Here is a 23,990-nt window from a genome sequence, read left to right as displayed (position 1 = left end):
CTGGAGCTGATCTACGTGAACGACGACACCCGGCAGCTGCTGGCGGCCTGGAACGACACCACCACCGACGTCCCGGAGGCGGGCCGCACGCTCGCCCGGCTGCTCGCGGAGCAGGCGGCCCGCACCCCGGACGCGACGGCGCTGGTGTTCGAAGGCGCGACCCTGACCTACCGCGCCCTGCACGAGCGAGCCGGCCGGCTCGCGCACCTCCTGGCCGAGCGGGGCGTGGGCCCCGGCGTCCTCACCGGCGTCTGTGCCGACCGCTCCCTTGAGCTGGTGATCGCCCTGCTGGGGGTGCTCAAGGCGGGCGGCGCCTACGTCCCGCTCGACCCGGACTACCCGGCCGACCGGCTGGCCTACATGGTCGCCGACAGCGCCGCGCCGGTCGTCCTCACCCAGACTCGCCACAGAAGCCTCTTCGACGCCGAGACGCTCTGCCTCGACGAGCTCGACCTGACGACCGGCTCGGCCACCACCGTCGAGACGTCCACAAAGGACCTCGCCTACGCCATCTACACCTCCGGCTCCACCGGCCGTCCCAAGGGTGTGCCGGTGCCGCACGCAGGCATCGTCAACCGGCTCGCCTGGACCCAGGCCGAGTACCGTCTCGACGAGACCGACCGCGTGCTGCAGAAGACGCCGTCCAGCTTCGACGTCTCCGTCTGGGAGTTCTTCTGGCCGCTGCTGACCGGCGCCACGCTGGTCATCGCACGCTCCGGCGGCCACCGTGACCCCGCCTACCTGGCCGGGCTGATCCGCGCCGAGCGGGTCACGACCGTCCACTTCGTCCCGTCGATGCTGCAGGCGTTCCTGCTCGACCCGGCCGCCGCCACCTGCACCGGCCTGCGCCGCGTGCTCTGCAGTGGTGAGGCCCTGCCAGCCGAGCTGCAGGCCCGGTTCTTCGAGACGCTCCCCGGTGTCGAGCTGCACAACCTCTACGGCCCCACCGAAGCCTCCGTCGACGTCACGTACTGGGCCTGCGATCCAGCCCAGCGGACTGTCCCCATCGGACGTCCGGTGTGGAACACCCGCACCTACGTCCTGGACGCCCAGTTGAACCCGGTCGCGCCCGGTGTCGCGGGAGAGCTTTACCTCGCCGGGATCCAGCTGGCCCGCGGTTACCACGGCCGACCGGGCCTGACGGCGGAGCGGTTCGTCGCGTCGCGGTTCGAGCCGGGGGAGCGGATGTACCGCACCGGCGACCTCGCGCGCTGGACGGAAGACGGCGCCCTGGAGTACCTCGGCCGCACCGACCACCAGGTGAAGATCCGCGGCCTGCGCGTCGAGCTGGGCGAGATCGAGGCCGTCCTGGACCGGCAGCCCGGTGTCGGCGGCTCGTGCGTGCTGGCCCGTGAGGACCGCGCGGGTGACCAGCGCCTGGTCGGCTACGTCGTCCCGGACGGCACCCCGGACGTCGAAGCCCTGCGTGCGGCGCTGGCGGAGAACCTGCCGGAGTACATGGTGCCCGCGGCGTTCGTCGTCCTGGCCGAGCTGCCGCTGACCCCGAGCGGCAAGCTCGACCGCAAGGCCCTTCCCGCGCCGGACTGGTCCGCCGCCCGAGCCGGACGCGCCCCGCGTAACCCGCGTGAAGCGGCGCTTTGCGAGCTGTTCTCCGAGATCCTCGGTGTCGACGGCGTCGGCATCGACGACGGCTTCCTCGCCCTCGGCGGCCACTCCCTCCTCGCGGCCAAGCTCGTCTCCCGCATCCGCGCGACGCTCGGCGTCGAGGCCGGCATCGGTGACGTCTTCCGCGCGCCGACCCCGGCCGGCCTGGCCGGACTGCTCGAGGACGCCCCGGAAGCGCGCCCGGCCCTGACCCCGCGCCCGCGTCCCGAGCCGATGCCGCTGTCGTTCGCGCAGCGCCGGCTCTGGTTCCTCGACCAGGCCGACACCCGGAACTCCGGCTACCACATCCCGCAGGCGATCCGCCTCGACGGCCCGATCGACGCCGAGGCGCTGCGGAGCGCCATCGGAGACGTCGTCGCCCGCCACGAATCCCTCCGCACGATCTTCACCCGCGACGGCGACGAGCCGGTGCAGCACATCCTGGCCGCCGGCGAGGTTTCCTGGACCGAGGGAGAGTCCACCGAGGACACTCTCGGCGCCGACCTGACCGCCGCCACCGAGGCCGAGTTCGACCTCGCCCGCGAACTCCCGATCCGCGCGACCATCTTCAGCCTGAACACCGAAGAAGCGGTCCTGCTGCTGGTCGTGCACCACATCGCGAGCGACGGCTGGTCGTTCGCCCCGCTTCTGCGCGACGTCTCGACCGCCTACGCCGCCCGGGTGGCCAAGGAACGTCCGAAATGGACACCGCTGCCGGTCCAGTACGCGGACTACACCCTGTGGCAACAGGGACTTCCCGTCGAGCGCGACCTCGCCTACTGGCGTGACGCCCTCGCCGGACTCCCCGAAGAGCTGCCGCTGCCCGCCGACCGCCCGCGCCCGGCCGTCGCGAGCCACCGCGGCGGCGTCGTCCCGGTGGACGTGCCCGCGGACGTCCACCGCGGCCTCGCGGACCTGGCCGCGGCCGAAGGCGCGACGCTGTTCATGGTCCTGCAGGCCGCGTTCGCCGCGCTGCTCACCCGCCTCGGCGCCGGCGACGACGTCCCGGTCGGCTCGCCGGTCGCGGGCCGCACCGACGCCGCCCTCGACGACCTCGTCGGGTTCTTCGTCAACACCGTCGTCCTGCGCACCGCCACCGGCGGCGACCCGACGTTCCGCGAGCTCCTCGACCGCGCCCGCGAGACGTGCCTGGCCGCGTTCGAGCACTCCGAGGTGCCGTTCGAGCGCGTCGTCGAAGAGTTGAACCCGGCCCGCTCGCTGGGCCGCCACCCGCTGTTCCAGGTGCTGCTCGTCCTGCAGAACAACCTCGCCGCCGAGCTCGGGATCAACGGCGTCCGCTCCACCGGCGAGCGCGTCGACATCGGCTACGCGAAGTTCGACCTGGCCGCGATCTTCGAGGAGCGCGACGGCGAGCTGACCGGCCTGCTGGAGTACGCGAGCGACCTGTTCGACCGCGCCACCGCCGCCACGCTGGCCGGTCGGCTGGTGCGCGTCCTCACCGCCGTCGCCGCGAACCCGGACACGCGCCTCGGCGACCTCGACCTCCTCGACGCCGCCGAACACGCCCAGGCCGTCACCGGCGGCATGCCCGCCCCTGCCGCTCCCGCCGCCACCCTGCACGAGCTGGTCGAGAGCCACGCTCGCCGCACCCCGGACCGCACCGCGTTGCTGTTCGAGAACGAGGCCGTCAGCTACGCCGAGCTGGACACCCGCGCGAACGGCGTGGCCGCCCACCTGGCCGGCGTCGCGGCCGGGCGGATCGTCGCGATCTGCCTCGACCGCGGTCCCGAGCTGGTCGCCGCGATCCTCGGCGTGCTCAAGGCCGGCTGCGGCTACACGCTCTTGGACCCGTCGTTCCCGGCCGAGCGGCGGCAGCTGCTGGCCGATCAGGTGGGCACTCCGCTGGTCCTCGACGACTTGTCCACTGTGGACGCCGTCGCGGCCGCGCCGGTGCGGCACACCGACCCGGCCGGGCCCGCCTGCGTCATGTTCACCTCCGGCTCGACCGGCACGCCGAAGGGTGTTGTCGCCTCCCACGAGGCTGTCGTGACGACCATCCTCGGCCAGGGCTACATCGGCGACGTCTGGCTGCAGACCGCGCCGGTCTCCTGGGACGCGTTCGCGTTCGAGCTGTTCGGCGCGCTGCTCACCGGCGCGACCTGCGTCCTGCAGCCCGGCCCGAAGCCCGAGCCCGCGCTCATCGCCGACCTGGTCGAGCGGCACGGCGTCACGACGATGTTCGCCTCGGCCAGCCTGCTGAACTTCCTCCTCGACGAGTACCCGGCGGTGTTCTCGCAGGTCAGCGACGTCTACACCGGCGGTGAGGTCGCCTCGGTCGCGCACCTGACGAAGGCTCTCGAAAGCCACCCGGCGGTGGCGTTCCACAACGCCTACGGGCCGGTGGAGAACATGATCTTCGTCAGCTGCCACCGCGTCACGGCGGCCGACCTCACCGGCGCGCCCATCCCGATCGGCACGCCGCTCAACGGCAAGCGCGCGTACGTCCTGGACGAGCGGCTGCGGCCGGTCGCGCCCGGCGTGGTCGGCGAGCTGTACGCGGCGGGCGGCGGCATCGCGGACGGTTACGTCGGCCGCCCCGACCTCACTGCCGTCCGGTTCGTCGCGTCACCGTTCGAGCCGGGGGAGCGGATGTACCGCACCGGCGACCTCGTGCGCCGCCGCGCCGACGGTGTCCTCGAGTACGCCGGCCGCGCCGACGACCAGGTCAAGATCCGCGGGTTCCGCGTCGAGCCGGGCGAGATCCGGACCGCGCTGGGCACCCACCCGGCCGTCACCGAGTCCGCCGTCGTCGTCCGCGAAGACCGGCCCGGCCAGAAGCTGCTGGTCGCCTACGTCGTGGGCGAGCCGGCCGACTTCCGCGCCCACCTCGCCGAGCGGCTGCCGGACCACCTGGTGCCGAGCGCGTTCGTCCTGCTCGACGCGCTGCCGCTGACCCCCAACGGCAAGCTTGACCGCCGGGCGCTGCCCGCCCCCGAGCGCACCAGCACGACCCGCGCGCCGCGCACCCCGCGTGAAGAGGTCCTTTGTGGACTCTTCGCCGACGTGCTCGGCGTCGACGCGGTCGGCGTCGACGACGGGTTCTTCGCCCTCGGCGGACACTCCCTGCTCGCCGCCCGGCTCGTCGCCCGCGTCGGCGCGGTGCTCGGGGTCCGGATCGGCGTCGCGGACGTCTTCCGCGCCCCGACCGTCGCCGGGCTGGCCGCGGTGCTCGACACCGCCCGCGCGGCCCGCCCGGCTGTTGTGGCCCGGCCGCGCCCGGACGTCCTGCCGCTCTCGTCGGCGCAGCGCAGCCTGTGGTTCGTCGAGCAGCTCGACCAGGCCGGCGCCACCTACAACGTCCCGCGCGCGGTGCGGCTGACCGGCGCCCTCGACGTCGCCGCACTGCGCCAGGCGTTCGCCGACGTCGTCGAGCGCCACGAGGCGCTGCGGACGGTGTTCCCGGACACCGACGGTGTGCCCCGCCAGGAGATCCGCCCGCTCGCCGAGCTGCCGTGGACCGAGTCGGCCACCGACGTGTCCGAGTTCGCCGCGCGCGAGTTCGATCTCGCCGCCGACCTGCCGATCCGCGCCGCGCTGATTCCCGACGGCGACGACCACGTCCTGGTGCTCGTCACCCACCACATCGCCGGTGACGGCTGGTCGTTCGGCCCGCTGCTGCGCGACCTGTCGACCGCGTACACAGCCCGCGTCGTCGGCGAAAGTCCGAAGTGGACGCCGTTGCCGGTCCAGTACGCGGACTACGCGCTGTGGCAACAGGACCTCACCGACGACTCCCTCGACTACTGGGCCGATGCGCTCGCCGGGCTGCCCGACGAGATTTCCCTGCCCTTTGACCACCCGCGGCCGCCGGTCGCGAGCCACCGCGGCGCGACCGTCCCGGTCATCCTCGATGCCGAGCTGCACGCCCGGCTCCTGCAGCTCGCCCGCGGTGAGCACGCGACGCTGTTCATGGTGCTGCAGGCCGGGTTCGCGGCCCTGCTGTCCCGCCTCGGCGCCGGGGACGACGTCGCCGTCGGCACCCCGTCGGCGGGCCGGCCGGACGCCGCGCTCGACGACCTCGTCGGCTTCTTCGTCGAGACCCTGGTGCTGCGGACGGACCTCAGTGGCGACCCGAGCTTCACCGAGCTCGTGCGCCGGGTTCGGGAGAGCTCGCTCAAGGCGTTCGACCACGCCGACGTCCCGTTCGAGCGGGTCGTCGAGCGGCTCAACCCGGCCCGCTCGACCGCGCGGCACCCGCTGTTCCAGGTGATGCTGGCGCTGCAGAACAACGTCGCGGCGAACCTGGCCCTGCCCGGCGTGGCCGTGGCCGACGTGCCGGTGGCCACCGCGACGGCGAAGTTCGACCTGACGCTGAACCTGGAGGAGACCACCGCCGGGATCGGGGGCTACCTCGAGTACGCGACCGACCTCCTGGACCCGGGTACCGCGGCCGACCTGGCCGACCGGTTCGTCCGCCTGCTCACCGCCGCGGTCGCCGCCCCGGACGTCGCGCTGTCCACAGTGGACCTGCTATCGGACGGCGAGCGCGTGGCCATCGAGACGGCGAACAGCGAGACGGCCCGGTCGCTGCCGGACACTTCGGTCATCGAGCTGTTCGAGACGCAGGCCGCGGCCACCCCGGACGCGCCCGCCCTGCAGTTCGGCGCCACGACCCTGACCTACGCCGAGCTGAACACCCGGGCCAACCAGCTCGCCCGGCACCTGGTCGCCCGCGGCGCCGGGCCCGAGCGGTACGTCGCCCTCGCCCTGCCCCGCGGCGAACAGCTGATCATCGCGATGCTGGCCGTGCTCAAGACCGGGGCGGGCTACCTCGCGCTCGACCTGGAGTACCCGGCGGACCGGCTGGCGATGATGCTGGAGGACGCCGCCCCGGCTCTGGTACTCACCCCCGATGACCTCGTCTTCGAAGGGGAAGCCGGGAACCTGGCGCACACCGCGTCGCCGGACAGCCCGGCGTACGTGATCTTCACGTCCGGCTCGACCGGCCGCCCCAAGGGTGTGGTCGTCCCGCGTCGCCCGCTGCTGAACTTCCTCGTAGACATGGTCGACCGGTTCGCCATCACCCCGGGCGACCGGCTGCTGGCCGTCACGACCGTCGGCTTCGACATCGCCGGCCTGGAGATCTTCGCGCCGCTGCTGGCCGGGGCCACCGTTGTCCTCGCGAGCCGCGACGACGTCCGCGACACCCGCGCCCTGGCCGCCCTCGCCGAGGACGGCGTCACGCTCCTGCAGGCCACCCCGAGCCTCTTCCACGCGCTGCTGGCCGAGCCCGTCGACCTCACGAGCGTGCACGTCCTGGTCGGCGGCGAAGCCCTGCCGGACGACCTGGCCGTCGCGCTGCGGGCGCGGGCCGCGTCGGTGACCAACATGTACGGCCCGACCGAAACGACGATCTGGTCCACCACCGCCCGCGTCGGCGAAGGGGCGCCGACCATCGGCACGCCGATCGCGAACACCCAGGTCCACGTGCTGGACCGCGCGCTGCGGCCGGTCCCGGCGGGTGTGCCGGGTGAGCTGTACCTCGCCGGTGACGGCGTCGTGCGCGGTTACCTCGGCCGTCCCGACCTCACGGCGGACCGGTTCGTCGCGTCGCCGTTCGCTCCGGGGGAGCGGATGTACCGCACCGGGGACCTGGTCGCGCGCCGTCGCGACGGCGAGATCCGGTTCCTCGGCCGCGTCGACCACCAGGTCAAGATCCGCGGCTTCCGCATCGAGCTGGGCGAGATCGAGGCGGTGCTGGCCACGCACCCGGCCGTCGCGCTGCGCGCGGTCGTCGTCCGCGAGGACCGGCCCGGCGACAAGCGCCTGGTCGCCTATGTCGTGCCCGGCGAGCCGGTCGAGGTCGAAGACCTGCGCCGACACCTGGCCGCCGCGCTGCCCGGGTACATGGTGCCCTCGGCGTTCGTGCTGCTCGACGAGCTGCCCCGGACGCCCAACGGCAAGCTGGACCGGCGCGCGCTGCCCGCACCGGCGCTCGAAAGCGGCGCCGGCCGGGTTCCGCGCACCGCTCGAGAGCATGCGCTGTGCGAACTGTTCGCCGAGGTCCTCGGCGCGCCCGAGGTCGGCATCGACGACGGCTTCTTCGACCTGGGCGGCCACTCGCTGCTGGCCACCCGGCTCGCCGGCCGGATCCGCGCGGTGCTGGGCCTCGACGTCACCGTGCGGGCGCTGTTCGCGAACCCGACGGTCGCCGGGCTGAGCGAAAGCCTCGGCGACGCCGTCGTGGCGCGCCCGGCGATCACCCCTCGCGAGCGGCCGGACCGCCTTCCGCTGACGTCCGGCCAGGAACGGCTGTGGTTCCTGGCCCGGATGGACCGCGACGACACCGCGTACCACATGCCGATGGCCTTGCGGCTGCGCGGAAACGTCGACGCCGCGGCGCTGGCGGCCGCACTGTCCGATGTGGCCGGTCGGCACGAAGCCCTGCGCACGTACTACGCCGAGGACGAATCCGGCCCGTACCAGGTGATCCTGGACACCTTCGAGGTCCCGTTCGAGGTCGGCACCGGCTCGGTCGCCGACGCCGCTCGGACGCCGTTCGACCTGGCCGCCGCGCCGCCGGTCCGGTCGTGGCTGTTCGGCGAGGGCGACGAGCACGTCCTGCTGGTGCTGACCCACCACATCGCCGGGGACGGCTGGTCGATCCCGGTCCTGCTGCGCGACCTGGCCGACGCCTACACGGCCCGGCTCGACGGCCGCGCTCCGGAGTGGGCGCCGCTGCCGGTCCAGTACGCGGACTACACGCTCTGGCAACGAGAACTCGACAACGACGTCGCGTACTGGACGAATGCTCTGTCCGGCCTGCCCGAGGAGCTGGCCCTGCCCTACGACCGCGTCCGGCCCGCCACCGCGGACCACACCGGCGGCTCGGCGGCGATCGAGATCCCGGCCGAGCTGCACGCCCGGCTGCTGGAACTGGCCGCCGGGCAGCGCGCGACGCTGTTCATGGTCTTGCAGGCCGCGCTCGCCACCCTGCTCGCGCGGTTCGGCGCCTGCGACGACATCCCGATCGGCACCCCCGTCGCGGGCCGTCCGGACCCGGTTCTCGACGACCTGGTCGGCTTCTTCGTCAACACCCTTGTTCTGCGCACAGACCTCAGCGGCGCCCCGGCGTTCACCGACCTGCTGGCCCGCGTCCGGGAAGCCGACCTGAGCGCGTTCGAGCACGACGACGTCCCGTTCGAGCGCCTGGTCGAGGAGCTGAACCCGGCCCGCTCGGCGTCGCGGCACCCGCTGTTCCAGGTGATGCTGGTGCTGCAGCAGGAGAACCCGCCCGTCGCACTGTCCGGTGTGGACACCGAGCCGTACGAGGTGACCCGCTCGGTCGCCAAGTTCGACCTCACCGTCGCTCTGGAGGACCACGGCAACGGGATCACCGGCGCCTTCGAGTACGCGACCGCCTTGTTCGACGCCGCCACCGCCGAGCGCCTGGCCACCGCGTTCGTCCGGCTGCTGGAGCAGATCGCCGACGCGCCCACGACGTCGGTCGCGGCGTTCGACGTGCTCACCGCGGCCGACCGCGATCTCGTGCTGACCTCGGGCCACGCGGTCCAGGTGAGCGCCGCGCCGGAGGAGTGCCTGCACACGATCGTCGAGTGCCAGGACCCCGAGGCCGTCGCGATCCTGTTCGACGGCGAGTCGCTGACCTACGGCGAGCTGAACGCCCGCGCCAACCGCGTCGCCCACCACCTCATCGACGACGGTGTGCAGCGCGGCGAGGTGGTCGGCGTCTTGTTCGACCGCGGCCTCGACTTCGCCGCCGCGGTGCTCGGCGTGCTCAAGTCCGGCGCCGCGTACACCCTGCTGGACCCGAGCTACCCGGCCGAGCGCCTGGCCGCCGTCACCGAACAGGCCGGCGTGCGGCGGGTCCTGAAGGCGATCCCGGACCACCCGGACGCGACCAACCCTCACGTCGAGCTGACCCCGGCCGACCTGGCTTGCGTCATGTTCACCTCGGGCTCCACCGGCGTGCCCAAGGGCGTCGCCACGTCGCACCGCGGGGTCGTCGCGACCATGGGCCAGGGCTACGCCACCTTCGACGCGGACCAGGTGTGGCTGCAGTGCGCCCCGGTTTCGTGGGACGGCTTCGCGCTCCAGCTGTTCGGCGCGCTGCTCTACGGCGGCCGGACGGTCCTGCAGCCCGGCCAGAACCCCGAGCCGGACCGCATCGCCGCCCTCGTCGTCGAGCACGGCGTGACCGTCCTGCACGCCTCGGCGAGCCTGTTCAACTACCTCCTCGACCAGGAGCCGCAGGTCTTCACCGTGCTGCGCCGCGCCATGACCGGCGGCGAGCCGGCGTCCGTCGAGCACGTCACGAAGGCGCTGCGCGAGTACCCGGACGTCGCGCTGATCAACGGCTACGGCCCGGCCGAGAGCATGGGTTACACGACGTTCCACCCGATCACCGCCGCCGACCTCGGCGGGACCGCGATCCCGATCGGCCGGCCGGTGGCGAGCAAGCGCGCCTACGTCCTCGACGCGCACCTCGCCCTCGCCGCGCCCGGTGTCACGGGTGAGCTGTACCTCGCGGGCCACGGCCTCGCCGACGGCTACCGCGGCCTGCCCGGCGCCACCGCCGAGCGGTTCGTCGCGTCGCCGTTCGTGGCGGGGGAGCGGATGTACCGCACCGGCGACCTGGTCCGGTGGAACGCCGACGGTGTGCTCGAGTACGTCGGCCGCGCCGACGACCAGGTCAAGGTCCGTGGCTTCCGCGTCGAACCCGGTGAGGTCCGGGCCGTGCTGGCCCGCCACGACGGGATCGAGCAGGCCGCGGTCGTCGTCCGCGACGGACGGCTGATCGGCTACGTCGTCGGTGCGGCCGAACCGGCTGAGCTGCGGGCCTACCTGGCCGACCGGCTGCCGGACTACCTGGTGCCGTCGGCGATCGTGCCGCTGGCCGAGCTGCCCCGGACCGCGAACGGCAAGCTGGACCGCCGCGCGCTGCCCGCACCGGACTTCGCCGCGGGTTCGCGACGGCGGCCGCGGACCGTCACCGAGAACGTCCTCTGTGGACTCTTCGCCGAGGTGCTCGGGCTGCCCGAGGTCGGTCTCGACGACGGCTTCTTCGAGCTGGGCGGGCATTCGCTGCTGGCGGCCCGGCTGATCGGCCGCGTCCGTGCCGTGCTCGGGGTCGAGCTCGGCATCCGTGACCTGTTCCGCACCCCGGCCGTCGCCGGGCTCGCCGAAGTCCTCGGTGACGCCGCCCCGGCGCGGCCGCCGGTGACCCGCCGCGACCGGCCCGAGCGGCTGCCGCTGTCGTTCGCGCAGCAGCGGCTGTGGTTCGTCGACCAGGCCGAGGAGGCCAACGCCGGCTACGACGTCCCGCGTGCGCTGCGCTTGCGCGGCTCCTTGGATGTGGCCGCCCTGCAAGCGGCGTTGGCCGATGTCGTGCAGCGGCACGAGTCGCTGCGGACGGTGTTCCCGGCCCACGAAGGCGAGCCGTGGCAGGAGATCCTGACCGCGCCCGCGGTGCCGTGGACGCTCACCCAGTCTACTGAGGACTCCTTGCCGGACGTGCTTGCGGAGGCCGCCGCGCACGTGTTCGACCTGCGCACCGAGCTGCCGATCCGGGCGCACCTGGTCTCGGTCTCCGCCGACGACCACGTGCTGCTGCTGGTCCTGCACCACATCGCCTCCGACGGCTGGTCGGCCGCGCCGCTATGGCGCGACCTCGCCACCGCGTACGCGGCCCGCCTCGACGGCGACGCTCCGAAGTGGACGCCGCTGCCGGTGCAGTATGCGGACTACACGCTCTGGCAGCGTGAAGTCCTCGACGAGCCGGAGATCGCCGGCCAGCTCGCGTTCTGGCGCGATGCACTCGCCGGGGCACCCGAGGAGCTGGCGTTGCCCGCCGACCGGGTGCGCCCGGCCGTCGCGAGCCACCGCGGCGGTTCGGTGGACTTCGCGCTCGACGCGAGCGTCCACAAGGGACTCGCCGACCTCGCGCGGGGGAGTGGTGCGACGCTGTTCATGGCGCTGCAGGCCGGGTTCGCGGCCCTGCTGTCGCGGCTCGGCGCGGGCGACGACGTCCCGCTCGGGACCGCCGTCGCCGGCCGCGGCGACACGGCGCTCGACGACCTCGCCGGGTTCTTCGTCAACACCCTCGTCCTGCGCACCGACGTCTCCGGGCAGCCGACGTTCCGGCAGCTCCTGGCCCGCGTCCGCGACGCCGGGCTGGCCGCGCTGGCGCACGCCGACGTCCCGTTCGAGCGGGTCGTCGAAGAGCTCAACCCGGCGCGGTCGGCCTCCCGGCACCCGTTGTTCCAGGTGATGCTGGTGCTGCAGAACAACGCCACCGCCCAGCTCGGCCTGCCCGGTCTGGTCACCGAGGGCGTTACGGTCCGCCGCGACGTCGCGAAGTTCGACCTGACCGCGGGTATCGAGGAGAACCACGGTCCGGATGGCACCCCGGCCGGGCTGACCGGGCAGCTGGAGTACGCCGCCGACCTGTTCGACGCGGCGACCGCGGAGTCGATCGTGGCGCGGTTCGCGCGGTTCCTCACCGCGGCTGTGTCCACTCCGGACGTTCCACTGGCTGACCTGGACCTGCTCGCCACCGCGGAACGGGCCGAGCTGCTGGCCTTCGGGACCACGAAGGCGACGGCCCCGGCGATGCGGCTGCACGAGCTGGTCGAGCGGCAGGCGCAGTGGGCGCCGGACGCGACCGCGCTGGTCTTCGAGGGCTCGTCGCTCACCTACGGACAGCTCGACACCGAGGCCAACCGGCTCGCCCGGCACCTCGTCGCCGAGGGCGTCCGGCGCGGGGACCTGGTCGGAGTCCACATCGGACGGTCGCCGCGGCTGGCCGTCGCGCTGCTCGCCGTGCTCAAGGCCGGGGCCGCCTACACCGTGCTGGACACGGACTTCCCGGCCGAACGCCTGGTCGGCGCCCTGCGGCGGACGTCGGCGGCGGTCGTCCTGACCGACGGACGCGAGCTGCCCTGGAAGCGGATCGACGTCGTCGCCGACGCGGCCGCGATCGCTGTCCGAGACGGTGGTGTCCTCGGTCTGCCCGGCAGCCCGGACGACCTGGCCGTCGTCATGTTCACCTCCGGGTCGACCGGCGTGCCGAAGGCGGTCGCGGCCCCGCACCGCGCGGTCGCCGGCACGCTGACCGGCCAGGACTACGCCGGGTTCGGCCCGGGCGACGTCTGGCTGCAGTGCGCGCCGGTGTCGTGGGACGCGTTCGGCACGCAGCTGCTCGGGCCGCTCCTGGCCGGGGGCACGGTTGTGCTCCAGCCCGGCCAGCGTCCGGAGCCCGCGCTGATCGAGGACCTGGTCGTGGCGCACGGTGTCACGGTCCTGGACGTCTCGGCGAGCCTGTTCAACTTCCTGGTCGACGAGCATCCGGCGGTGTTCGCGACGGTCCGCCGCGCGATGACCGGCGGCGAGGCGGCTTCGCCCGCGCACCTGGCGAAGGTGCTGCGGTCGTACCCGCACGTCGCGGTGGTCAACGGGTACGGGCCGGCCGAGACGATGGGCTTCAGCACGGTCCACGCGGTGACGGCGGTCGACGGGCCGGTCCCGATCGGGCGGCCGGTGCTCGGGAAGCACGCGTACGTCCTCGACGCGCGGCTGCGGCCGGTGCCCGCCGGGGTGGTGGGCGAGCTGTACCTGTCGGGGGTCGGCACCGCGCACGGCTACCTCGGGCAGCCCGGGCTTTCCGCGGAGCGGTTCGTGGCGTCGCCGTTCGGGGCGGGGGAGCGGATGTACCGCACCGGTGACCTCGCGCGGTGGAACGCTCTTGGCGTCCTCGAGTACGCGGGCCGCGCGGACGACCAGGTGAAGATCCGCGGCTTCCGCGTCGAGCCCGGCGAGGTGCAGGCCGTCCTGGCCGGCTTCGAGGGGGTCACGCAGGCCGCTGTTGTGGTTCGGGACGGGCTGCTGGTCGCCTACGTCGTGGGCACGGCGGACCCGGCGGTGCTCACCGATCTCGCCGCCGCGCGGCTGCCGGAGTACCTGGTGCCGTCGGTGATCGTGCCGCTGGCGGAACTGCCGCGGACCGCGAACGGCAAGCTCGACCGGGCCGCGCTGCCCGCGCCGCAGCGGGTCGCCACCGGGCACGTCGCACCGCGGAACCCGGTGGAGGTCGGGCTGGCCGCGATCTGGGCCGACGTGCTGGGGGTGCCGGAACCAGGGGTGGAAGACAACTTCTTCGCCCTCGGCGGCCACTCGCTGCTGGCGGCGAAGGTGACCGGTCGCATGCGCACCGAGTTCGGTGTGCGGCTGGGAGTACGGGCGCTGTTCGAAGCCCCGACGATCGCGGCGCTGGCCCGGCTGGTGCCAGACGCGTCCACAGTGGACTTCGAGCCGATCCCGGTCCGCGAGCACGGGGTACGCACGCCGCTTTCGCCGGTGCAGCGCGGGCTCTGGTTCGCCGAGCGGCTCGCGCCGGGGTCCGCGGAGTACCTGGTACCCCTGGCACTGCGGATCGGCGGGGACCTCGATGTGGCGGGACTCACCGGCGCATTGTCGGCCGTGGTGGCGCGGCACGAAGTGCTGCGCAGCCGTTTCGTGGAGCTGGACGGTGAGCCGGTCCAGGTGGTCGACCCGGTACGGCCGGTGCCGCTGCCGGTGACCGAGGTCAGCGATGTCGAAGAGTTCGTCCGGTCCCAAGTGGACACTCCGCTCGACCTCGAACACGGCCCCGTCTTCCGGGCCGCCCTGGGCCGGATCTCCGGCACCGAGCACGTTCTCGTCCTGCTCCTGCACCACATCGTCGCCGACGGGTGGTCCATGGGCGTCCTGGCCGCCGAGCTCCGCGACCACTACGCCGGGATCCACCCCGCTGCCCTGCCCGTGCAGTTCGGCGACGTCGCCGCGTGGCAGAGCGCCACCTCCGACGACGCCGGGCTCGCCTTCTGGCAGGAGGCCCTCGACGGCATGCCGCACGTCGCGGAACTGCCCGCCGACCGGCCTCGGCCGCTCACCCGGGACATCGCCGGGGCCAAGACCCCGGTGCACGTGCCCGCGGCAACCGTCGGAAAGCTGGCCGCACTCGGGGCCGAGCACGGTGCCAGCCTCTTCATGACCGTGCTCGCCGCCTTCGAGGTCCTGATCAGCCGCTACACCGCGATGCGGGACTTCGCGATCGGCACCCCGGTGTCCGGCCGCAGCCACCCGCAGACCGAGCCGCTCGTCGGCCACTTCGTCAACACCGTCCCCCTGCGCGCCGACCTCACCGGCGACCCGGCGTTCACCGAGCTGCTGCGCCGGGTCCGCGCCGGCACCCTCGCCGCGTTCGACCACGACGACGTCCCGTTCGACCGGATCGTGGAGCTCCTGCGCCCGCAGCGCGACCTCACCCGCACCCCCCTGGTGCAGATCGTGTTCGCCTTGCAGAACAACGAGAAGGCCGGCTGGGCGCTGCCGGGCCTGCACGTCGAACAGCTCGCCGTCGACACCCGGGTGAGCAAGTTCGACCTCGAGCTCGCCCTCGCCCAAGACGCCGACGGCGCCCTGACCGGCATCTTCGAGTACCCGACCGCGTTGTTCGACACCACCACGATCGAGCGGCTGGGCGGCCACTTCACCACCCTGCTCACGAGGATCGCCGACGCCCCCGAAACCCCGGTCGGCGAGCTGGACCTGCTCGGCGACGCCGAGCGCACGCACCTGGTGCAGGGCGTCAACAGCACCGACGTCGCCTACGACGAGAGCGTCTGCCTGCACCACCTCATCACCCGGCAGGCGGCGAAGACCCCGCACGCCGTCGCCGTCGAGTACCTGGACGACCACCTCGACTACGCCGGGCTGGAACGCCGGGCCGGAGTCCTCGCCGCCCGGCTGACCGGGCACGGCGTCGGCCCGGACGTCCCGGTCGGCCTGCGGATGGACCGCTCGATCGACCTGATCGTCGGCCTCGTCGCGATCCTCAAGGCCGGCGGCGCGTTCGTCCCGATCGAGACCGACGCGCCCGAACCCCGGGTCCTCGGCATCCTCGGCGACGCGAACTCGCCCGTCTGTTTGGTGGACGAAGGCGCGAAGACCCCGGCCGACAGCGAAATCACCTTCCTCGAAGTGTCCGATCTGGACGGGGAAGCGCCGGAGCCGGACGACACCACCCACCCGGACAACCTGGTGTCGATCTACTACACCTCCGGCTCCACCGGGAAGCCGAAGGGCGTCGCGAGCACCCACCGCGGCTGGGTCAACCGGCTGCGCTGGCACCAGGACACCTACCGCCTCCAGCCGGGCGAAGGCGTCCTGCAGAAGACGACGCTGGTGTTCGACGACTCGGCCGTCGAGTGCCTGTGGCCGCTCATCGTCGGCGGCCGCGTCGCGCTGATCCCGCCGGGCCTGCACCGCGACCCGGCCGCGATCCTGGCCGGAGCGATCAAGCACCAGGTGTCGAACCTGCAGTTCGTGCCCAGCATGCTGACGCTGTTCCTGGAGCAGCTCACCCCGGCCGACCGCGCGGCCCTCAAGGCGCTGCGCAACGTCATCACCAGCGGCGAAGCGCTCCAGCCGGAACTGCTGAAGCTGTTCTTCGACCGGCTGGGCGAGCACGCCACCCTGCACAACCAGTGGGGCGCCACCGAAGTGTCGATCGACTCGACCATGCGCGAGTGTGTCCGCGAAGACCTCGACGGCGCGGGCTCGGTCAGCGTCGGCTCGCCGATCGCGAACAACCAGATCCACGTCCTCGACGAGCACTTCCGGCCGGTCCCGGTCGGCGTCCCCGGTGACCTCTACATCGGCGGTGTCGGCCTGGCCCGCGGTTACCTCGGCGACCCGGGCAAGACGGCGGCGGCGTTCCTGCCCAGCCCGTTCCACCCCGGCGAGCGGCTCTACCGCACCGGCGACCGCGGCCTGCGCACCCCCGACGGCGCGCTGACCTTCCTCGGCCGCCAGGACTCGCAGGTCAAGATCCGCGGCATCCGCGTCGAACCCGGCGAGGTCGAGCAGGTGCTGCTGGAGCTGCCGGGCGTGCGCGAAGCGGCCGTCACGGTGTGGCAGCCGTCGCCGGGCGACAAGCGCCTCGCCGGGTATGTCACCGCGCAGGCCGGCGTCACGCTCACCGAGACCGCGATCCGCGAGCAGCTGCGCGAGCGCCTGCCCGTCTACCTCGTGCCGACCGCACTGAGCGTGCTACCCGAGTTCCCGACCACGACGAGCGGCAAGATCGACCGCAAGGCGCTGCCCGCGCCCGCCGCGGCCGGCGCCGAGTACCGCGCGCCGGAAGGCCCGGTCGCGGAACTCGTCGCCGAGGTGCTGCAGAACGTCCTCGGCGTCGAGCGGGTCGGGGCCGACGACAACTTCTTCGACCTGGGCGGGCACTCCCTGCTGGGTGTCCGGGTGGTCGCCGAGCTGCGCAAACGGCTCTCGGCGGACATCCCGATCCGGCTCATCTTCGACTCGCCCACGGTCGCGGAGCTCGCCGACGCCGTCGGCCGCGCGAGCGAGCGCGACTTCGAGGCGATCCCGAAGCGGCCCGGCGGTCCCGCACCCCTCGCGGGGGTCCAGGTCGGCATGTGGCTGGCCGACCGGATGGCGCCGTCCAGCGCGGAGTACCTGGTGCCCAACGCGGTCCGCCTCCGCGGCTCGCTGGACGTCGACGCGCTGGCGGCCGCCCTGACGAAGCTGGTCGAGCGGCACGAGATCCTGCGGACCCGGTTCGTGGAGATCGACGGCGAGCCGAGGCAGGTCGTCGACCCCGCCGGCCCGGTTCCGTTGCCGGTGACCGACATCGACGAGGTGGCGCAGGTCCTGGAGGCGCGGCCCGTCGACCTCGCCACCGGACCGGTGTTCTCGGCGGCGCTCGGCCGGCTGGCCGAGAACGACCACGTCCTCGTGCTGTCGGCTCACCACATCGTGCTCGACGGCTGGTCCGAAGGCCTCCTCGCCGAGGAGCTGCGCGACCTCTACGCGGGCGTCACCCTGCCGCCGTTGCCGGTGCAGTACGCCGACGTCGCGGCCTGGTCCCAGCCCACCGAAGCGGACGTCGAGTTCTGGCGGACGCAGCTCGCCGGGGTGCCGCAGGTCGTGCAGCTGCCCACGGACCGGCCCCGGCCGCCGGTCCGCGACCCGCGAGGCGCGCGGTACGAGTTCAGCGTCCCCGCGGAGCTGGCGAACCGGCTCGGCGAGCTGGGTGTGGAAGCCCGGGCCAGCCTGTTCATGACGCTGCTCGCCGGGTTCCAGGTCCTCGTCTCGCGGCACACCGGGCTCCGCGAATTCGCGGTCGGCAGCCCGGTCGCCGGCCGCGACCACCCGGACACCGAGCGGCTGATCGGCCAGTTCGTCAACACGCTCGCCCTGCGCGCGGACCTGACCGGCTCGCCCGGCTTCACCGAACTGCTGGGACGCGTGCGGGAAACCGCGCTGAACTCCTTCAGCCACCAGGAGGTCCCGTTCGACCGGGTCGTCGCCGAGCTGCGCCCCGACCGCGACCCGAGCCGCAACCCCTTGGTGCAGCTGATGTTCGCGCTGCAGACGGTGTCCGAAGGCGGCTGGGAGCTCGGCGACCTGGACTGCGAGCCCCTGAATGTCGAGACCGGCGCGGCCAAGTTCGACCTCGCCATGGTGCTGCGCGAGCAGCCCACGGGCGCAATCGACGGCGTCCTCGAATACCCCGTCGCTCTGTTCGACGAAGAGACGATCGCCGCGTTCGCCGACCGGTACGTCCGGCTCCTGACCGGCTTCGCCGCCGAGCCGCACCGCCCAGTGGACCGTGTCACGATGCTCGACGCGGCCGAGGTCACCCCGCTCGACGGCAACGCTCCGGGCGGGACCTTCGCGGAGCTGGTGGAAGCCCAGGTGCGACGGGATCCGGACGCCCCGGCCGTGGTGGCCGGACCGGACTCCCTCACCTACGGCGAACTGGACAAGGCCGCCAACCGCGTTGCCCGCGTCCTGCAGAGCCGCGGTGCTGCTCCGGAGACGGTGGTCGCGCTGCTGCTGCCGCGCTCGGCCGACCTGGTCGTCGCCCAGCTGGCGGTCGTCAAGACCGGCGCGGCCTTCCTGCCGGTCGACCCGAGCTACCCGGAAGAGCGCATCCGCTACATGCTCGAGGACGCGAACCCGGTGCTCACGCTTCGAGAGCTCCCGGTGTCCACAGTGGGCGAGAGTCCACTGGCCGTCGAAGTCGAGCCGGAGAACGCGGCGTACGTCATCTACACGTCGGGTTCGACGGGACGGCCGAAGGGCGTCGTCGTCAGCCACGCCGGACTCGCCACGCTGGTCGCCAACACCGTCGACGCCTACCGGGTCGGCCCTGGCGACCGGGTGCTGCAGTACGTGTCCCCGAGCTTCGACGCGTCGATCCTCGAGCTGTGCGCGTCGCTGATGACCGGCGCCGCCCTGGTCGTCACCCCGCCGGGCCCGCTGCTGGGCGACCAGCTGCGGGACGTCCTCGCCGAGGGCCGCGTGACGCACGCGCTGATCCCGCCCGCGGCCCTGGCCACGGTCGAGGACCCGGACCTGCCGGACTTCCGCACGGTCGTGGTCGGCGGCGACGTCTGCCCGCCGGAGCTGGTCGCGAAGTGGGCGCCGGGTCGCCGGATGCTCAACATGTACGGCCCGACGGAAGCCACGGTCGTCTCGACGGTCAGCGAGCCGCTGGTGCCGGGGGAGCAGGTGACCATCGGCCGCGCGCTGCGCTACACCCGCGCCTACGTCCTCGACGACCGGCTCCAGCCGGTGCCGCCGGGCGTGGCGGGCGAGCTGTACGTCGCGAGCCCGGGCCTGGCCCGTGGTTACCTCGGGCGGCCGGGACTGACGGCCCAGCGGTTCGTCGCGAACCCGGCCGGCGGCCGGATGTACCGCACCGGCGACCTCGTCCGCCGCACCCGCGCCGGGAACCTGGAGTTCCTCGGCCGGACCGACGACCAGGTCAAGATCCGCGGTTTCCGCATCGAGCTCGGCGAGGTCGAGTCCGCGCTGCGGGCCCACCCGGCGCTCACCGCGGCGGTCGTGCTTGCCAAACCGGACCCGGCCGGGCAGAAACGGCTGGTCGCCTACACCGTCGGTGACGTCACCGCCGCCGATCTGCGGACCTTCCTGGCCCGGCGCCTGCCGGACCACCTGGTGCCGTCGGCCTTCGTCGTGCTGGACGCCATGCCGGTCAACGCCAGCGGCAAGCTCGACCGGGCCGCACTGCCCGAACCGGCCGAGGAGACGGCGGACTACGTCGCTCCCGGCAGTCCCGAGGAGCAGCTGATCGCCGACGTCTGGGCCGAGGTCCTGGGTGTGCGCCGCGTCGGGCTCGGTGACGACTTCTTCGCACTGGGCGGGCATTCCGTGCTCGCCGCCAAGGTCCGCATGCGGCTGCAGGCCGCCTTCGGCGTGGACCTGCCCCTGCCCGTGCTGTTCCAGACCACCACGGTCGCCGCGCTCGCCGCCGTGGTCCACACCGAGATCGAGGCCGAGCTCGCCGGCATGTCCGAGCAGGAGCTCCTCGACTCCCTCACCGAGGAGGCCAGCGCATGACCACGTTCGACACCCGCCCCGCCGACGCCGATCGGGCGGCCCGGCTGCGGGCCGCGGTGCTCGCGAAGCGGCTGCGCGGACGCGCCACCGCGCCGGTCCGCACCTTCGGCCGCGCCGACCGCGACGTCCCGCTGCCGCTCTCGGCCGGGCAGCAGCGCCTGTGGTTCCTCGACCGCCTCGACCCGGACAGCGCCGAGTACGCGGTCCCGCTCCTGCTCCGGCTGGACGGCGCCCTCGACGTCGGCGCGCTCCAGCACGCGCTCGACGCCCTGGTGGCCCGGCACGAGATCCTGCGCACGACCTACCTCGCGGAGGACAACAAGCCGCGGCAGGTGATCGGGGCGCCGGAACCGGTCGAGCTGCCGGTGGTCGAGGGCGACCTGGATGCCGTGCTGGCGGAGTACGTCGGCCGGCCGTTCGACCTCGCGGCCGGGCCGGTGTTCCGCGCCCTGCTGGTCCGCGAGGCACCGGAACGGCACGTGCTGGCGCTGAACGTCCACCACATCGCCTGTGACGGCTGGTCGCTGCCGATCCTGCTCGAGGACCTGCGCAAGCTCTACACCGGCGCCGACCTGCCGCCGATCGAACTGTCCTATGCGGACTTCGCCGTCTGGGAGCAGTCCCGGGTGGACGCTCACGACGCGGATCTCGCCTACTGGAAGGAGCGGCTCGCCGGCCTGGAGACCTTGGAGCTGCCCGCCGACCGCCCGCGGCCGGCCCAGCGTGACCCCCACGGCGCGTCGGCCCGCTTCACCATTCCGGCGGCCGCCGCCGAAGCGGTGCTGAACCAGGGAAAGAGCACGGGTGCGACGCCGTTCGTGACCCTGCTCGCCGCCGCGTACGTCGTGCTCGGACGGCACACCGGGCGGGAAGACATCGCCGTCGGCACCCCGGTCGCGGGCCGTGGCCGGGCCGAGCTGGAGCACATGGTCGGGTTCTTCGTGAACACCGTCGTCGCCCGCGGCGACCTGTCCGGCGACCCGGACTTCGGCACCCTCGCCGACCGCGTCCGCGTGGCCCGGCTGGCCGACCAGGCCCACGAGGACCTGCCGTTCGAGCGCCTCGTCCAGGAGCTGGCCCCGGAACGCGACCTCGCGCACACCCCGGTCGTCCAGGTGATGTTCGCCGTCTACGACTCGTCGTCGGGGGAGGCCTCCCTGGGCGACCTCGCCGTCTCGCCGGTGGACCTGGCTTCGAGCACCGCCAAGTTCGACCTGATGATCTCCTTCGTCCGCCAGGCCGACGGATCCGTCGAAGGTGTCCTCGAGTACGCGACGGCGTTGTTCGACCAGGCCCGGATGGACCGCATGGGCGAGCACTTCGTCCGGCTCTTCACCGAGCTCGCCGAGAAGCCCGGCGCCCGGCTGTCCGAAGTGGACGTCCTCGGCGCGGACGAGCGGACGCTGCTCCTCGACACCTGGAACGCCACCGCCGAGCCCTACCTGCGCGGCACGCTGCACGGGCGGATCGCCGAGCAGACCGCGTCGAACCCGGACGCGATCGCCGTCCGCTGCGGCGCGGCCGAGCTGACCTACGCCGACCTCGAAACCCGGGCGACCCGGCTCGCCCAGCGGCTGCGCGCCCACGGCGTCGGCGTCGAAACCCCGGTCGGCGTGCTCTGCGAACGCGGTCCGCTGCTGCTGCCGGTCCTGCTGGCGATCCTCAAGACCGGGGGCCACTACATCCCCCTCGATCCGGCCTACCCGCAGGACCGCAAGGAGTACATGCTGCGCCAGGCCGGCGCCCGCGTCCTCGTCACCACCCGCCGGTACGCCGGCGAGGACCTCGGTGACGTCGTCGTCTACGCCGACGAGCCGGTGGCCGACGACCCGGTGCCGTGGCAGGACCCGGTGGTCGATTCGGAGAACCTCGCCTACGTCATCTACACGTCCGGCTCGACCGGCCGCCCCAAGGGCGTGATGATCAGCCACCGCGGCGTGCTGCACTACCTCGACTGGTGCCGCCAGGCCTACCGCGCCGACGAGGGCGACGGCGCGCCGGTGCACTCCTCGCTCGCCTTCGACCTGACCGTCACCGGGCTGTTCCTGCCGCTGCTGTGCGGCACGACCGTGACGCTGGTGCCGGAGGACGAGCACCCGGTGGCGGGCCTCGCGGACGTGCTGTCGAGCGGCCGGAAGTTCAGCTTCGTCAAGCTCACCCCGGCCCACCTCGAACCCCTGCGCCGCTGCCTGGAGCCCGAAGCGGCCGCGGCGGCCGCGCACCTGGTCGTCGGCGGGGAGCAGCTCACCGCCGAAGCCCTGGAGTTCTGGCGCGAGAACGCCCCCGGCGTCGTGGTGGCCAACGAGTACGGTCACACCGAGACGTCCGTGGCGAACGTGATCAACCTGCTGCCCGCCGCCGAGTGCGTCACCACGCCGATCCCGGTCGGCCGGCCGATCTGGAACACCGAGGTCTACCTCCTCGACGAGCACCTGCGGCCCGTCCCGGCCGGGGTCACCGGTGAGCTGTACGCGGGCGGCGCGGGAGTCGCGCGCGGCTTCGCGGGCAGCCCCGGCCTGACCGCGGCCAAGTACGTGCCCAACCCGTTCGGCCCCGGCCGCCTCTACCGCAGCGGTGACCTCGCCCGGTACCTGCCCGACGGGCGGCTGGAGTTCGTCGGCCGCACCGACCACCAGGTCAAGGTGCGCGGCTACCGCATCGAGCTGGGCGAGATCGAGGCCGCGCTGGTCGGCGGCCCCGGCGTCACCGAGGCGGTCGCCGTGGTCCGCGACGGCGCGCTCGCCGGGTACGTCGCGCCGTCCACTGTGGACCCCGAGGAGCTGCGGGCACACCTGTCCGAGCGGCTGCCGGAGTACATGGTCCCGTCGACCTTGACCACTTTGGACACCCTGCCACTCACCTCGAACGGCAAGATCGACCGCGTCGCGCTGCCCGCCCCGGACGCCGCGCCGGTGTCGGCGTCCGGCGTGCTGCCGCGCGACGAGCTGGAGATGGCGATCGCGAAGCTCTGGGAGGACCTGCTGGGCCGGCGTGTCGGGGTCACCGACGGTTTCTTCGACGTCGGCGGGCACTCGCTGCTGGCCGTCGTGCTGGTCGACCGGATCAAGGCCGAGCTGGGCGCGACCGTCGGGCTCGCCGAGGTCTTCCGCGCCCCGACGATCCGGGCGCTTGCCGACCTCATCCGCGCCGGCGGCAGCGGCGGGGGACTGGTCGTCCCGCTCTCGCCGGGCCGCGCGGGCGTCGCGCCGCTGTTCCTGCTGCCGCCGACCGCGGGGAGCCCGTTCCCGTACCTGCAGCTCGTGGCCGAGCTCGACTCGGCGCTGCCGGTGTTCGGCCTGCAGGCGCCCGGGTTCGCCCCCGGCGAGGACCCGGTGAACACCATCGAGGAGCTGGCCGCGGCGTTCGTGACCGACCTGCTGCCGGTCGCCGGCGACCGGCCCATCCGGCTCGCGGGCTGGTCCCAGGGCGGGTCGGTGGCGTTCGAAATGGCCGCCCAGCTGGAAAAGGCGGGCCGCGCGGTCGAGCACCTGTGTGTCATCGACGCGACCGTCCTCGGCGTCGACGACTACGGCAACCCGCTCCCGGAGGTGGACACGAGCGATCCCCTCGCGTGGTTCGGCGAGGCCGTGCTGAAGCTGGCTCCGGGGGCCGTCGACACGCTCGACGAGATGCTCGCCGAGGCCCGCGACCGCGGCATGGTCTCGGAGGTGGCGGGCAACGCCGTCGTCGAGCAGATGGCGCGGGTCTACCTCGCGGGCAAGGACGCCGTCGAGGCCTACCGCTGCCGGGCCGTCGTCGACACCGGCATCCACCTCATCACCTCCACCGGAACCCACCCGGTGAAGGGCCGCCCGGAGGTGCGGCCGGAGAGCTGGCGCGCCCGCACGCGCGGCGAGCTGACGGTGACGCCGGTGCCGGGACACCACTGGGACATGGTCGAACCGCCGCACGTGGCGGAGCTGGCCCGGGCCGTGCTGGCCGGACTGGCCGTGACCGCCGACGAGTGAAGGAGAACG

The 23,990-nt window shown here is 73.3% G+C and carries 2 protein-coding genes; both read left to right on the top strand.

Annotated elements, in window-relative coordinates; all coding sequences use genetic code 11:
- A complete protein-coding gene (locus tag ACZ63E_RS17605) occupies positions 1–20,013 on the top strand; it encodes a non-ribosomal peptide synthetase (RefSeq protein ID WP_465337471.1) in 20,013 nt (6,670 codons plus the stop codon).
- Positions 20,010–23,981 carry a non-ribosomal peptide synthetase gene (locus ACZ63E_RS17600; RefSeq protein ID WP_465337037.1) on the top strand — a complete coding sequence of 1,324 codons (3,972 nt, stop codon included), beginning with the start codon at positions 20,010–20,012 and terminating at the stop codon, positions 23,979–23,981. Before ACZ63E_RS17605 ends, ACZ63E_RS17600 begins: the two co-directional genes overlap by 4 nt.
- The last annotated feature ends 9 nt before the right edge of the window (positions 23,982–23,990 follow it).

Source organism: Amycolatopsis sp. NPDC104819 (assembly GCF_055583145.1).
Note: the sequence above shows the minus strand (reverse complement) of the source record. Positions and strands in the feature narration are given on the sequence as shown.